Source organism: Streptomyces sp. NPDC002574 (assembly GCF_042889545.1).
Classification (GTDB): Bacteria; Actinomycetota; Actinomycetes; order Streptomycetales; family Streptomycetaceae; genus Actinacidiphila.
Window position 1 is genome coordinate 66,758 of record NZ_JBIARB010000023.1, and the last position, 14,638, is coordinate 81,395.

The window sequence follows — 14,638 nt, forward strand, 5'->3', positions numbered from 1 at the left end:
CCCGCACCCGGAGGGGATGCGTCAGCCGATCGCCTTGTCGATCGTGTCGGTCGCGGCCTTCCACGCATCGTCGGGCTTGGTGCCCCGCTGCTCCATGTTGTTGATCTGCGTGGAGATCGTGTCCTTGATCACGCCGTCCTTCGGGCCGAGCACCGCCTCGGGGATCGACTTGGCCTCCTCGGCGTAGATCTGACCGATCGGCGCGTCACTGAAGTACGGCAGCGTCGCGTTCTTCACATCCGGGAGCTCATACGCCTTCTGGTTCGACGGGAAGATACCCGCCGCCTTGAACACCGCCGCCTGCTGCTCCGGCGCCGTCAGCCACTTCACCAGATCGGTGGCCTCCTTGACGTGCTTGCCGCCCTTGGGAACCGCCAGGAACGACCCGCCCCAGTTCGCCGCCGTGCTGCCCGGCGCACGGGAGATGTCCCACTTGCCCTTGTAGGCATCACCGGAGTTGTTCGAGATCTGATTGGCCATCCACGCCGGGCACGCCACCGTCGCCACCGAACCCTTGCGCAACGCCGCCGTCCACGCATCGGTGAACTGCGGCAGACCCTGCGTCAGCTTCTTCTGCGCGGCCTCCGCAGCCAGGTCCCAGCCCTGCTTCACCGCCGCACTGTCCTTGTAGACCGCGTTGCCGTCCGCGTCGTAGTACTGCTTGGCGTCCGAACTGACCACCGCGTTGTACATCGCGCTCGCCGAGTCCATGAAGAACGTGCCCGCAGGCGCCTTCGCCTTGTACTGCTCACCCAGCTTGAGGTAGTCCTCCCAGCCACCCGCGACCGCCTTGGCCACCGCCTCACGGTCCGAGGGCAGACCCGCCTGCGCGAACAGGTCCTTGCGGTAACACAGCGACATCGGACCGATATCGGTCCCCGCACCGATGACCGCCCCGTCCTTCGTCGTGGCCTGCTTCTCCTTCCACGACACCCAGTCGCCCACATCGATCGAACCGCTCAGATCGGCGAACTTGTCGGCCTGCGTGTCGACGACCTCCTTGATCCGCCCGACCTCGACACCGGTGACGTCCCCCAGCCCACTGCCCGTGTTCAACTGCTGCAACAACTTCGGGTAGTAGTCCTGCTCGTTCGCCGTGACCTCTTCCTTCACCGTGACGTCCGGGTGGAGCTTGTGGTACTCGTCGAACAGACCGGCCTCCTTGTAGCCGAACTGCCCGAAGTCAGCCACGGTGAGAGTGATCCCACCGCCGGACCCGGCAGCATCCGAGCCACCGTCGTCACCACTGCTGCTGCATCCCGTGAGCAGGAGCGCCGAGGCCGCCAGGACCGACCCGGTCACGACCGCCACATTGCGGCCACGACCACAGCCGCTGCCAGATATGCGCATTTCCACTACTCCTTGTACCAGTCGGGGAACGGACCTCAGGAAACAGACCGCCGGCACGCGACAGCCCGCACCCGCCCCTCCCACGGACCGGCAGCACCCAGCACCACACCCCACACCACGGGCAAAAACGCTGGTCACACACCGTTCGATCCGCAACCGGAGAGAAAGGCCTTCGGTTCATCGGACACCGCGCGAGACGCCCCCCGCAAACCGTGGGACCGCTCCCATGCGGCATGCCGGAAGACTCGTTGCTCACCCACCCCGATGTCAAGACTTGAAAACAACCTCGTTGCCCAAGCGTGTCCAACACCCCACAGCCACACACCACACCCACCCCACACCAACCACACCCCGCACCTGACCACCAGCCGCACCGACATAGTCGAGCTCGCGCGAATGATTTCCTCCGAGGCTCTGATCCTGGGCGCGGACAACCTTCACATTCAGTCCGACGGACTGGCTGACCGTGACAGCGGACCGGGTCCTTCACGCAGGAAGTCCCATAGAGGTCGTAACACGATCTTGTTGATGGCCTCAGATTCGACGTCGCGAGCTTGTCAGGGGGCTGCGATGGCAGACTCGGCCGTATGTCCAAGCAGCTTCCAGGTGCGACACCGGCCAGAGTCGCCAATCCGTTTCACGAGTACGCGCCACATCCGGATGTGGCGTCGACGGATGCCACCCATCCCCTGCACATGTACGCCACGCTTTATCCCGAGGTGGTGGAGGCGGGCTCGCTGCAGAACGCTCTCCATGCGGCGGTCGATCGTGAGGGCCGTGGGCTTGCGGTCGAGCTGACGTCCTCACCGGGCTGGCGCTACGTCGCTGCGAAGATGGAAGCCGACGACCGCTCGGCGAATGTCCTGATGGCCATCGGCGAGCGCAAGTTCTTGGTCGACTGCTGGGTCCACGAAGTCCACATGGCCTCGGGCAGCACGCAGGACCTGGCCGAGGTGGCCGGCGCACTGCGCACCTGGATTCAGGGGGCCAGGGTGCGCGAGCTCGTCGCGCAGTGGGCCTTCCTGAGGACCTGGGAGCTAGCCGAAGCCCACGAGCGCGGTGAGGCCGTGCCGGCTCGGTGGCAGATGATGCGCGAGTCCGCCGCGCGCAGGCAGGACGCCGACTGGCAGGACCTCATCGAAGTCGCCTTCGAACAGCCGCGACTACGGGTCCTGTCGCCCGGGCGCTCCATGTTCTGGCTGACCTTCAGCCGCCGGGCTGCGCCGCCCATCTGTCACGACCTGCCGCGGACCAGACCGCTCGGCAACGGCCGATTCGAGGTGACCTTTGCCGACGGTCGGGTTCAGGAGGCGGACGGTGCGGCGACAACCGTCGCGATGATCCTGGACGGCCTGCCTGATGATGCTGTCCCGCGACCTTTGGGGTCGTGACGCGACGATGGTCATGCGTTCTTGAGGCGTCTCCAGCAGATGATCGTGCAGCCCAGGGAGACGAGGGCATCGTGGAGGTCGAGGCGGCGTTCCCAGCGGATAGCGAGGCGCTTGAACTGGTACAGCAGTGCGAAGGTCTGCTCGACAACGTAGCGGATCTGGCCCAGGCCGTGGATGTCCGGGTGGCCACGTCCGGAGCTCACGGGCAGGATGCCGCGGCGCCTGAGCTCTCGACGGACCGCTTCGCTGCGGTATGCCTTGTCGCCAAACAGTGCGTCGGGGCGTTTGCGGGGGGGCGTCCGACCCGGCCGGCGATCGGCGGCACGCCGTCGACAAGGGCGAGGGTCTGGGTGACGTCGTTGACGTTGGCCGCGGTGGTGATGACCTTGAGAGGGATACCGCCGCCGTCGCTGATCAGGTGGTGCTTGCTGCCGGTTTTGCGGCGGTCGACCGGCGACGGCCCCGTCGCGGCACCCCCTTTTTCGCGCGTACGTGGGACGCGTCCACGCACGCGCGGCTCCAGTCCAGGTGCCCGGCCGCGTTCAGCTTTGCGAGCAGTACCCGGTGCAGCTGGTCGAACACCCCGACGGCCTGCCATCGCTCCAGCCGCCGCCAGCATGTCTGACCAGAACCGAAGCCCAGTTCAAGTGGCAACTGCTGCCACGGAACGCCGGTGTGAAGCACGAACAGGATTCCCTGCAGACACAGCCGGTCTGGCACGGGTCTGGGGCCAGGGGAACACTCAGGCCACGGCGGCAGGACCGGCCCGATCATCGCCCACAAGTCATCGTCCACGACCCGCGGCTTAACGCTCACGCCCTCACGAAACGGCTCAATCGTCCTATCGGTGACGGCCGACCCGCACAGCACCACGTGATCGTGTTACCAGCTCTAAGGCGCAACTGACTGCCGGGGCGGTCCACCACCGCATGGATGTAATGGGCACGGTCATTGTGAGAAGGCCGGAACGGGTCGGCGTTGCCGCGGCACATTCAAGGCTGTGCCGGGGCTGAGCAGGGCTCGGACGGCCACGCCACCCCGTCCGGCAAGGAGCTCCCACACCAGCATCACTCGCGAGGGTAAGGAACGCGGGCGCACACCTCGGCCCCCAGAGCGTGTCGTCAAACGATCTTTCCTGGTGGATCATGGTCCAGTGGTAGCGCTGCTCATTAGCCTTACCAACCACCTCGGGCGCGGGTCGAGCCAGCGGTTACAGCAGATATTTCGTCGAGCAGCAAGACTACTGCTTTCCGGAACAGAACGTGACTACGGGCCCATCCGGAGAATCCACAACTTGGACATCGAATGGCCTGTCAGGGAAATCGGTGGTCAAAGCAGTACGCCATGCTTTCGCAGCGCATTCAGCAATGAAATCCACGGCCTTCCGATCTTCATCAACTTCCTCCGACTCAACGATTCCCCAAATGTGCAACCGGTTGAGCGTGGCCTCGATCTTCCGCTTATCCCCCGATAGTTCTTGACGCCAAACAGCATAGTTCGATTCTTCGTAGACGCGCTCCCAGAGGATGCAGTCATCGACCTCGATAAACCTGGGGAAGAGAATGTGCGAAAATGCCACCAGGACGGCGAGATCGCCATTGCCTTTTACGTAATCAACGTAATCAACGGAACCTCCGAAGCCTTGCACCCATGACTTGATTCTTGAATACCCCATCAGACAGTCGACCGAATTCTCCATTTGTGATTTCAGCGAAAGAGTGAAGTCGCTCACCGGGATACGAGTAAGTGCCTTAGGCGCCCGCCAGAAGCACTGGCGGACGTCTAAGCCTTTAACTAAGCTCCCCTAATTGATCCAACGGACACGAGGCGCTTTTCCGTGCCTGTTTAGCGACATCCGCACAATTCCTCTTCCGGACATAGGGGGCGCGGCAACTTTGTCCAGTTATAGAAGACCTCACCGTCAGAAGAGCGCGGACCGAGGCCCGCCGCTACATGGGCCGCGACCTGCTGGCCAGGGCACGGCTCCACCCGAACGAGTCAGAAACCCACGACACCGTCCTGCCCACCCAGCTCACCGCATAGCCTCAAAGAAGAGATCGCCGAGTGGCCGTCGATACACCACTCCAGCGGACGTGACCGTGACGTACGAGGCGAATACTTCAGACTCGCCGTGATGGTCGGCGACCTTGATGAAGGCCCAGCCGTGATGACGCAGCCTCCAAGCAATCGTGAGAGAAGCCATCCCACCCTCTATGAGGCCTGCACCCTACTGCGTAGGTCGGCGTAGCGGCTTTGGGCGGGAGCTGCCATGGGGCGAGAGATCGGGGCCCGTAGGCTTGGCGCGGCTCGGGCAGACTGTGGACCTGTATCTGACACACGACCTCCCCCTGGCTGGCCCACGACCCGGCCGCCGGACCAAACTACGCGGTCCCAGTAATGATCTTCCCACATCGGTAGCCGCTCTCATGTCCTCTGGGGGCGTATGGCAGCGGACGGCAGGCGTCAGCGGTACCAGCAGCGGACGCCGTGGCGGCGCTGGGCGCAACCGGCGGACACGGCCGGTCGAAGTCCGGCGGGGGTTCCTGCGCGAATACCCCGGCCAGGCGCCGGACTGCCGGCCCGGTGCCGGCCGATTGATTCTCTTACCCGAGCGACACCTCACGACACGCTACTTTGGGGGCACGCCTGAGCAGAGGAGAGCCCCGTGGGCAAGGTGGTCATGTACAGCTCGGTGTCGGTGGACGGCTTCGTCGCGGACGAGAATGACCAGCCCGGACCGCTGTTCGACTGGTTGTCCAGCGGTGACGTCCCGTTGGACGAGAGCGGCCAACTGAAGGTGTCGCAGACGTCCTATGACTACACCCGGCCGTACTGGGACCAGATCGGAGTCACGATCGTCGGCCGCCACGTCTTCGACCTGACGGACGGATGGGACGGGAAACCGCCGGGCGGGATCGACCACGTGGTCGTCGTGACGCACCGGCCGGAGCCCGAAGGCTGGGACCCCGAGGCACCGTTTCACTTCGTCGACGGCGTCGAGGCAGCCGTGGCCAAGGCGCAGGAGCTTGCGGGTGACCGCATGGTCGAGGTCGCCGCCGGCGACGTCGGTGGCCAGGTGCTTGCCGCGGGTCTGATCGACGAGGTGCGCATGGACGTCGTACCCGTCGTGTTCGGGTCCGGCAAGCGTTACTTCGGGTCGGTCCACGCGCAGCACCTGTTGGAGGATCCTGACGTGGTGATTCAGGGCAACCGGGTCCTTCACCTGCGCTATCGGGTGCGTCGTTGACCGATCCGAGCGGTTACACCAAGAAGTCCGCTGCGAACGGTGACACAAGATCGGCCTCCGGCCGCGTTGACGCATCGCTGTCCCTGGTCGGGCAGCCGACGCCGATCCGCCCCAGCACCTCGCCTGCGGCAAGTTCAACCAAGATCACTATTTGCCGGCTCCCGTGGTATCCAGGCCGATCCCCTCTCCTGTCCGAACACCGACGCCGCTTCGCTGTCGGCCTGGTCGCTCGGTCAGTTGCATGAGCCGAGATGCGCTGCCCGATGCCGAAGTCGGCTGACTCGGCCGGCAGAGTGACGGCGACCCGCAACGGATGATCTCGTCGTGTTGAGCGGCGAGTTCGTTGATCGTGCTGGTGGACTCGACCACACGGTTCTTCAGTCCGTGATCTCGGTCTTGAGGCGGGTGATCTGCGCGTCGTGCGGGTCGGTCTGGGCGAAGGCGTCTTGCGAGGCCTCCCACCCCTGCTGTCCCGTACCGCCGCCAAAAGCTCGATGGACTCACGCGTCCACACCGGCCCCGAGTTGAACTCGGCGATCGGCTCGGGGAAGTCGGCCCGCGCCCCGAGACGCGGCCACGCGGGTGTCGACCGGCCCAACTGGCGTCGTCTGCGCGGCGATAGACGTCGGCGTACGTGGTGGCGAGAATCTGCGCTGCGAGCACTCCCGCACCGCAGGTGTCCTGTCCTCCGTTGGACTTGACCGGGCTGTTCCCGTCTCCGAGTGGCGACACCTCGGAAGTCGCGCGGACGATTCCCGAGAACAGCGGATGGACTCGGCCCGGTTGCGTCTCCAAGATCACGCCCCACGAGACGACGTTCAGCGAGTGGATCATGCGCCCGCGGGCGCAAGGCCGGATCCTGGCGGTGGCCGCCGGCTTCTACGGGGTGTCCGTCCTGAGGAGGTGGCGCCAGCCGTTCAGGAGGCCGCGGCTGACTCCTGAAGGCCGGGACGGGCATGCCCGATTCCCGGTCGCCCGACGGAGGTGATCCGGCAGTCGGTGCCGGAGGACCGCGCTTTTGCACGGTTCCGGAACCGACTGCCGGATCTGCCCGCCCGGGGTGGCCGGTGGTCGTCCGCGGATCGAAAGGACGTCACCAGTCCGAGTTGGTCGCCCCCAGACTCAGCAGGACCTGGTCGAAGGTGTTGCCGTCGTTGTCATCGGTGTACGACATGGAGAGTGTGCCGAACGGGGAGGAAGCCAGCGAGAGCTGCTCCTGCCGACCGGTCGTGACCTGGCTGACGGATTGGGCCGGCAACCGGCCGGCGAAGGTGCCGTCGGGGTTGAGGCCCCGCGCCCAGACCGCTGGATCGGTACCGGCGACGCTCCAGCCCACCACGGCGTCGCGCTGATCGTCGATGCCGACGGTGGGGTTGCCCGCTCCGGCTCCGCTGGAGACCTCGACCTCGGCGGAACCGGCGGTGCCGGTCGCGGTGAACGATCGGGCCCAGACGCCACGGGTCCCGGTGTGATCGGACTCCCACGCCACGGCGAAGTCGCCGTTGAAGTCGGCGGCCACGGCCGCGCGCTCCTGCTGCCCGTCGCCGAGGCTGTTGGCACTGCGGCGGCTGAGCGTGACAGCCCCGTTCGCCTTGGCCAGCTTCACCAGACCGATCTGGTAGAAGCCGTTGTTGTCGGTGTCCTCGTCCCAGACGACGACGGCGTCGCCCGAGGCGGAGGTCGCGACGTCCGGGTTGTGGTGTGCGCCGCCGGCCGCGTTGACCGTCACCTCGTAGGCCTTGGTCGTGGTCCCGGTGAATCCGGCTGCCTTCACCGTCGCCTGCGCCGTGCCCTGGATGTCCTCCCACACCACGGAGAACGCGACCGCCGTGGTGCTGTTGGGCGCGCCGTCCGGGTCGACCGCGACGCGCGGATGGATCTGCTGGCCGTCGGCGCTCGCGTTGGCCTGGCCGGAGCCGAGGAGCGCGCCGGCCGGGGACAGGACGCGGTAGGTGATGTTGTAGAACCCGTTGCCGTCCGGGTCCTCCGCCCACACCACGACGGCGTTGCCCCGGTCGTCGATTCCCACGTCGGGCTCGAGATGCCGCCACGCCGCGCCCGCGGTCCCACCGGCCGAGAGCTTCTTCTCGTAGGCCGAGACGCCGTTGCGGTACATCCGCACCCACACGTCGCTGTGCGCGTTGTCGCCCGCGTTGGTCGAGTCACGGTCGTCCTCCCACACCACCGCGACGTCGCCGAGTCGGTTGGCCGCGATCGAGGAGGTGTCCTGGTCACCGGCGGAGTCGCTGTTCGCGGTCGCCCAGGACGAGGGACCCGCCGCCGAGGCCGGGGCGACCATGGCGAGGGCGGCGACCAGGCCGGTGACGACTGCGCCGAGTACGGAGAGCTTACGCATCGGCCAACCCCGGATTTCCGTCGTGGATGACAAAGGTCCGGGCGGTGGTCGCCGGCGCGCCGTGCTCGGTCACCGTCGCCACCGACCGGAAGTCGGCTGTGAGCTGCGACGGCGTGATGTGGGTGCGGACGTAGCCGCGCCGGTCGGAGTAGAAGCGCAGATGCGGGTTGAGTGATCCGTTGGGGATCGTCGTGGTGGCGCTTCCGTTGCCGGTGCTGGTGATGGAGGTGCAGACGAGCTCGGAGCCGATCGTCGCCGACGACGGATTGGCGTAGTCGGCCTTGAGGTTGTTGCCCCACGACGCGTGCACGTCACCGGTGAGGACGACCGGGTTGCGGACGCCGCGGTCGATGATGCCCTGCTGGATCCGCGCCCGACTGCCCCGGTACCCGTCCCAGGCATCCATGTTCATCGCGCCCGCCGAGTTGACGTTGCGGGCGAAGAAGACCTGCTGGCCGATGAGGTCCCAGGTGCTCAGGTGCTGGCCGAGTCCGTCGAGCAGCCAGGCCTCCTGAGCCGCGCCGGTGATCGAACGGGCCGGCAGATCGGCGTCGGCGCAGACCTTCGTCCCGTCGCCGCAGGCCTGGTCGTCGCGGAACTGGCGGGTGTCGAGCATGTGGAACGTGGCGAGGGTGCCCCAGCGGACCCGGCGGTAGAGCTGGATGCTGTTGCCGGAGGGAGTCGCGGCGGCCCGCAACGGCATGTTCTCGAAGTAGGCCTGGTACGCGGCGGTGCGACGCGCGGTCCACTGGGCCGCGGTCAACACGGGGCTGTTGTCGGCGCGGACCATGTTGGCGTAGTTGTTCTCCACCTCGTGGTCGTCCGGCACGACCAGCCACGGCGCGATCGCGTGCGCGGCCTGCAGGTCGGGGTCGCTGCGGTAGAGCGCGTAGCGGCGGCGGTAGTCGGCCAGCGACACGATCTCGCTGCCGAGGTGCTGGCGCACGGCGCCGGCGGTGGCGCCGCCCTCGTAGATGTAGTCGCCCAAGTGCAGGATCAGGTCGGGGCGGTCGTCGGCCATGCGTCGGTAGGCGGTGTAGTAGCCCTGCTCGTAGTGGGCGCACGAGGCAAAGGCCATCGTGAAGTCTCGCCCGACCGTGTTCGGAGCCGGCGCGGTGCGGGTCCGGCCCACCGGGGAGATGAATCCCTGGGCCCGGAAGCGGTAGTAGTACTCCGAGTCCGGGGCGAGTCCACCGGCCAGCACATGCACCGCGTGGGCCTGTGCGTAGCGCGCGGTGAACGTACCGGAGCTGACGAGGGTGGTGAAGTTCTGGTTGGTCGACACCTGCCAGTCGACGGCGACGTCGGCGTTGGGCATGCCGCCCTGACCGTCCGCGTTGGTCGGTGTGGGGGCCAGACGCGTCCAGAGAACCACGCTGTTGTCGTCCGGTTCGCCGGAGGCGACACCGAGCGTGAAGGGGAGGGGGGTGGAGGCGGCGACCGACGGCTGGGCCATCGCCCCGAGTGGGAGCGCTGCGACGCTCGCGGTGGTGAGCCCGCCTAGGATGAAGATGCGGCGACTGAGGTTGCTCATGGCGGCAGATGCTCGCGGAGGCGGGTGAACTGCCCGCCCTGCGATGGGGACGGTCAAGTGACATGCCAAAGCCGCGAGTTGGTGGGTTTTTGTACGGGTGTAGCGGGTGCTGGAGCTGGAGCTCGGCCGCTGACCAGCCGTTGCGGTTCTGCCGCACTGTTCACATCCTCGGCGTCCGTTAACCGCCCGTCCAATGACGGCCCTGACAGGCAACCTGTCCTTCATCTGTTGACATGCTTCGACCAACGAGCAGTCCGTCCTGGCGGGCTGTCATGTCGTGCGCCGGGGAGCCCAGCAGGTCCCGCCGATGCCTGCCGGAACACGCGAGGGCATCGTGCCGTCCGGGTCGCTCGCAGCGGCCGGCGAGAACGCAGCCGGTTCGCAGCATCACGCACCATGGGTGCCCATGGCGGCGGGCACATGCTGCCCGCCCTCTGCACCACGCAGATCATGAGCTGGGACATCGTCTCCGACCACGCGCGCGGTTCTGATCTGTCGCAGTCGCAGCGGCCGAGTCCAGAACAGCGAGCCGAGGTGGCGGGTGGTCGGCGGCTGTGAGTGTGATCTGCCAGCTGTTCCCGTCGGGAGCGAGACCGGGAACGTCCGCGGCCAGGGAGAGGGATATCTGCAGTGATCCGTCCGGCTCGGGCCGTTCACGAGTCGGGCTGACTTGCGCCTATGTCCGCCTTGAAGAAGGCCTTTCCCGCACGAGCCAAGATCGCATCCCGTCTTGGCATGCAGGCTGCACCTGACCTGCTGGACACCCCTCGCCATGCGGAGGCTTGAGAGGCAATTCGTCAATGGCCGAGGGTCCGGCCCCCGTGACACCGGCACGCGAGTAGTACGACTGTTCCCCAGCGTGCGGCTTGGGCAACGACGCGAACGGCGGCTCCGCCTCCACCGGGGACGGGGGCGCCCGTCTGGTCTTGTGCGCGAAGCGCCCGTGTGCAGCGCCCACGAAGGGCGACGACTGGCCGGTGGTCTACCGCGCACCTATTGGTGGAACGCGGACGCGATCCACGACGTCAGCCCGGGCGGTGAGGCGCGGAAATGGGGCGGGGCGCGCGCATCAGTCGGGAAGTGTCAGTCGGAAGGCGGTGTGTTGGGGGCTGCTGGTGACGGTGACGGTTCCGCCGTGGGCGGTGATGACGGCGTGGACGATGGCGAGGCCGAGGCCGCTGCCTCCTGCGCTGCGGGAGCGGGCATGGTGGGCGCGGACGAAGCGGCCGAAGACCTCCGGCTGGAGCTCTTCGGGGATGCCTGGCCCGTTGTCGCTCACGCTCACGGAGACGCTGTTCTGATCGGTCGTGAGCGTGACAGTCACTTCCGTGCCGGGCGGGGTGTGGGTGCGGGCGTTGGCGAGGATGTTGCCGATGGCCTGCTGCAGGCGGTGGGCGTCGCCGGTGACGGTGACGGGGTTATCGGGCAGGTCGAGGAACCAGCGGTGGTCGGGGCCCGCGGCGCGTGCGTCGTCCGTCGCGTTGAGGATCAGCAGGGTCAGATCGACCGGCTCGTGTCCGAGGGGGCGCCCGGCGTCCAGGCGGGCGAGGAGCAGCAGGTCGTCGACGAGGCGCGTCATGCGTTGCGACTCGCCGTCGATGCGTTCCAGGGCGTGGCGGACCTCGCCGGGAACGGGTCCGCGGTGGCGCAGGGCGAGTTCGGCATGGCCCCGGATGTTGGCGACGGGGGTCCGCAGTTCGTGGCTGGCGTCGGCGGCGAACTGCCGGAGCCGTTCCTCGCTGGCCTGGCGCCGGATGAGAGCGTTTTCGATGTGGCCGAGCATGTGGTTGAGTGCGGTGCCGACCTGGCCGACCTCGGTACGGGAGTCGGTGTCGGAAAGCGGCCCTGGCATGGCGACCTCGCCGCTGGCAAGCGGCAGCCCGGCTACCTCCGCTGCCCGGGCGGTGACCCGCTGGAGGGGGCGCAGGGAGATCCGGACCCACAGGGCCCCGGCGATGCCCGTGGCCACGAGGGCGGCGCCGAACAGTACGGCTTCGACTGCTTCGAGGCGGTGAACGGTCTCTTCCACCGGGTGCAGGGGCAGTCCGGTGATCAGAGTGTCCTGGTCGTCGCCCTGGACAGCCGAGACCCGGTACGCCCCCAGAGCGGAGATGCGGATGCTGTGTCCTTGTCCGTCTACGGGGACCGCTGCCAGGGCCCGACGATCCCCGGGGGTGAGTGGGAGGGGGCGGTCGGTCGTGTCGTCGACGACGGCTGCCTGGGTGACGGAGCCGTTCAGGAGGCGGGCGCCAAAGGTCGATTCGGCCTGGCCCCGGGTGTCGGGGCGGTTGTCGGCGTCCGGCCGGGCTTCGTGTTCCAGGCTGGCGGCGAACCGGCCGCCGGAGGCGGAGAGTTGCTCGTCCAGGCGCCCCATCAGGAATCCGCGCAGTGCCAGGGCGGTGGTGATGCCGACAGCGAGGCAGGCGAGAGCCAGCAGGGTGACGAGTCCGGCGGTGAGCTGGCCGCGCAGGGTGCGGGGCGGGAGCCGTCTCACGAGGATTCCGGCTTGAGGACATAGCCGACGCCGCGCACTGTGTGGATCATCGGGGTGCGTCCGGCGTCGATCTTTTTGCGCAGGTAGCTGATGTAGAGCTCAACGATGTGGGCGCGGCCGCCGAAGTCGTAGGCCCAGACCCGGTCGAGGATCTGGTCTTTGGAAAGTACTCGGCGCGGGTTTCGCATGAGGAAGCGCAGGAGTTCGAACTCCGTACGGGAAAGGTCGACGGTGTCCCCGCCGCGCCTGACCTCCCTGGCCTCTTCGTCCATGGTGAGGTCCCCGACGGTGAGCCGGTTTGCTCCCGGCTCGGCCGTCATGCCGGCCCGGCGGAGCAGTCCGCGCAGGCGGGCCAGGACTTCTTCCAGGCTGTAGGGCTTGGTGACGTAGTCGTCGCCGCCTGCGGTGATGCCCGCGATGCGGTCCTCGACCGCGTCGCGGGCGGTCAGGAACAACACGCACACGCCGGGTGCCTCGCGTCTGAGGGCGTGCAGGACCTGCAGGCCGTTCAGGTCGGGCAGCATCCAGTCCAGGACCACCGCGTCAGGCCGGAAATCACGGGCGGTCGCGAGCGCCGTCGCCCCGTCCGCGGCGGTGCGGACGTGCCAGCCCTCCCCGGTCATGACCCCGGCCAGGACGTCGGTGACGTCAGGTTCGTCGTCGACGACGAGGATCCGCACGGGTTCTCCGTCGGGACGGTGCAGAGGGGATGTCGTACGCGGCTCGTCCATGGTCCACCCAGCATCCCCCGGCGCAGGCCACGGCGGTGCGAGCGATGTCTCTGAGTTTCCTCTGAACCGGCGCTGAGGGCGGCCGACGAGGCGGTTTCAGAAGGTACGCAGAGGTTGGGCTGTGAGGCTGGCCGCCCATCGCCGGAGCGAGTCTCACCCCGAAGGAGCCTCATGACCACCACATTCACCACCCCGGGTGCGAGCCGTGGGATGCGCCACCGGCGTTCGCGCCGCAGCGCCGTGCCCCTCCTGGCGCCGCTGGTGATCTGGGCCGGCGCCGCCGGAGTGCTGGCCCTGTGGTGGAGCGACACGACCTCGGTGATCGGCCCGGCGGGCTGGCTCACCGGGGCGGGACGCATCACGGGACTGCTCGCCGGCTACGCCTGCGCGGTGCTGCTCGCCCTGATGGCCCGCGTGCCGCTCCTGGACCACACCATCGGCACCGACCGCCTCGCCCGCTGGCACGCGCTGGGCGGCCGCTGCACCGTCTCCCTGGCACTCGCCCACACCCTGCTGATCATCTGGGGCTACTCACTGACCGACCATACGAACGTGGTCGGCCAGACCTCCACGCTTGTCCTGCACTACCCCGACCTCGTCAAGGGCACGGCCGGTTTCCTGCTGTTCCTGGCCACCGGAATTGTCTCGGCCAGCGCGGCTCGCCGCAGGATGAGTTACGAGACCTGGCACTACCTGCACTTCGCCACCTACCTGGCGGTCTTCCTCACCTTCGGCCACCAGCTGTCCAACGGAGCCGACTTCGTCGGAAACCGCCCCGCCCAGGTCGCCTGGTACACGCTGTTCCTCGGGGTCGCCACGCTTGTCGTCTGGTACCGGTTCGCCGTGCCGGTGCGGCGCGGACTGCGCCACCGCCTGCGTGTCACCGCGGTCCACCCCGAGGCAGCGGGCGTGGTCTCCGTCCACCTCAGCGGCGAGCATCTCGAGGAGCTGGGCGGTGAGCCGGGGCAGTTCCTGCGCTGGCGCTTCATGGCCCGCGGACTGTGGTGGACCGCCAACCCTTACTCCCTTTCCGCCCCCGCGCACCCTCGTCATCTGCGCATCACCGTCAAGACCGCCGGTGGCCACAGCGCCGCGCTCGCCCACCTGGCACCAGGCACCCGGGTGTGGGCCGAGGGACCGTACGGCGGTTTCACCGCGCACCGCCGCACCGCTCCCAGGGTGCTGCTCCTGGCGGGCGGTGTCGGTATCACGCCCTTGCGCACGCTCTTCGAGACGCTGCCGGGACAGGTGACCCTCATCTACCGGGCCCGCCGTGCCGAAGACCTCGCCCTGCGAGGTGAACTCGACGCGATAGCCGCCCGCCGACGGGCCACCGTGCACTACGTCGTCGACGACCCGGCCGGATACTCCTCACCTCTCACCGCCCTGGGCCTTACCTCTCTGGTGCCGGATCTTGCCGCGCACGACGTCTACCTGTGCGGTCCACCCGGCATGGCACAAGCCGCGATCAAGGCCCTGCGCGGTGCCGGCGTCCCGCAGCGGCGCATCCACCACGAGTCGTTCGCGTTCTGAGG

At 67.7% G+C, this 14,638-nt stretch carries 10 protein-coding genes and 1 pseudogene; 4 read left to right on the top strand and 7 right to left on the bottom strand.

Features of this window, described 5'->3' with window-relative positions; translation table 11 throughout:
* Window positions 1-21: 21 nt before the first annotated feature.
* Window positions 22-1,350 carry an ABC transporter substrate-binding protein gene (locus ACFYXS_RS37615; RefSeq protein WP_389256288.1) on the bottom strand — a complete coding sequence of 443 codons (1,329 nt, stop codon included), beginning with the start codon at window positions 1,348-1,350 and terminating at the stop codon, window positions 22-24.
* 587 nt (window positions 1,351-1,937) lie between these two features.
* Here ACFYXS_RS37615 and ACFYXS_RS37620 point away from each other — a divergent pair.
* Window positions 1,938-2,741, top strand: coding sequence for a DUF6193 family natural product biosynthesis protein (locus ACFYXS_RS37620; RefSeq protein WP_389256289.1), 804 nt, complete (start codon window positions 1,938-1,940; stop codon window positions 2,739-2,741).
* A gap of 11 nt (window positions 2,742-2,752) precedes the next feature.
* Here the strand turns inward: ACFYXS_RS37620 and ACFYXS_RS37625 are convergent.
* Both ACFYXS_RS37625 and ACFYXS_RS37630 read right to left on the bottom strand, forming a co-directional pair.
* A pseudogene (locus ACFYXS_RS37625) lies at window positions 2,753-3,515 on the bottom strand (IS5 family transposase).
* Window positions 3,516-3,981: 466 nt separating this feature from the next.
* Window positions 3,982-4,473, bottom strand: a complete 492-nt coding sequence (locus ACFYXS_RS37630; RefSeq protein ID WP_389256290.1) for a hypothetical protein — start codon at window positions 4,471-4,473, stop codon at window positions 3,982-3,984.
* Window positions 4,474-5,406: 933 nt separating this feature from the next.
* On the opposite strand from ACFYXS_RS37630, the gene ACFYXS_RS37635 reads away from it, so the two are divergent.
* Window positions 5,407-5,988 (top strand): dihydrofolate reductase family protein, encoded by a 582-nt coding sequence (locus ACFYXS_RS37635; RefSeq protein WP_389256291.1) that lies wholly within the window; start codon window positions 5,407-5,409, stop codon window positions 5,986-5,988.
* 1,093 nt (window positions 5,989-7,081) lie between these two features.
* Here the strand turns inward: ACFYXS_RS37635 and ACFYXS_RS37640 are convergent.
* Together ACFYXS_RS37640 and ACFYXS_RS37645 are read right to left on the bottom strand one after the other, a co-directional pair.
* A complete protein-coding gene (locus ACFYXS_RS37640; RefSeq protein ID WP_389256292.1) occupies window positions 7,082-8,344 on the bottom strand; it encodes a hypothetical protein in 1,263 nt (420 codons plus the stop codon).
* Window positions 8,337-9,878: an alkaline phosphatase D family protein gene (locus ACFYXS_RS37645; protein ID WP_389256293.1), complete on the bottom strand. Its 1,542-nt coding sequence runs from the start codon at window positions 9,876-9,878 to the stop codon at window positions 8,337-8,339. Before ACFYXS_RS37645 ends, ACFYXS_RS37640 begins: the two co-directional genes overlap by 8 nt.
* 396 nt (window positions 9,879-10,274) lie before the next feature.
* Here ACFYXS_RS37645 and ACFYXS_RS37650 point away from each other — a divergent pair, with 396 nt between their 5' ends.
* Complete coding sequence (locus ACFYXS_RS37650) at window positions 10,275-10,436, top strand: hypothetical protein (protein WP_389256294.1); 162 nt, start codon at window positions 10,275-10,277, stop codon at window positions 10,434-10,436.
* A 511-nt stretch (window positions 10,437-10,947) separates the two neighbouring features.
* Here the strand turns inward: ACFYXS_RS37650 and ACFYXS_RS37655 are convergent.
* Window positions 10,948-12,372 (bottom strand): sensor histidine kinase, encoded by a 1,425-nt coding sequence (locus tag ACFYXS_RS37655; protein WP_389256295.1) that lies wholly within the window; start codon window positions 12,370-12,372, stop codon window positions 10,948-10,950.
* Window positions 12,369-13,103, bottom strand: a complete 735-nt coding sequence (locus ACFYXS_RS37660; protein WP_389256296.1) for a response regulator transcription factor — start codon at window positions 13,101-13,103, stop codon at window positions 12,369-12,371. Before ACFYXS_RS37660 ends, ACFYXS_RS37655 begins: the two co-directional genes overlap by 4 nt.
* Before the next feature lie 171 nt (window positions 13,104-13,274).
* Between ACFYXS_RS37660 and ACFYXS_RS37665 the strand changes: the two genes are divergently transcribed.
* The gene (locus ACFYXS_RS37665) at window positions 13,275-14,636 is read left to right on the top strand and encodes a ferric reductase-like transmembrane domain-containing protein (RefSeq protein ID WP_389256297.1); all 1,362 of its coding nucleotides are present in this window, start codon (window positions 13,275-13,277) and stop codon (window positions 14,634-14,636) included.
* Window positions 14,637-14,638 lie beyond the last annotated feature (2 nt).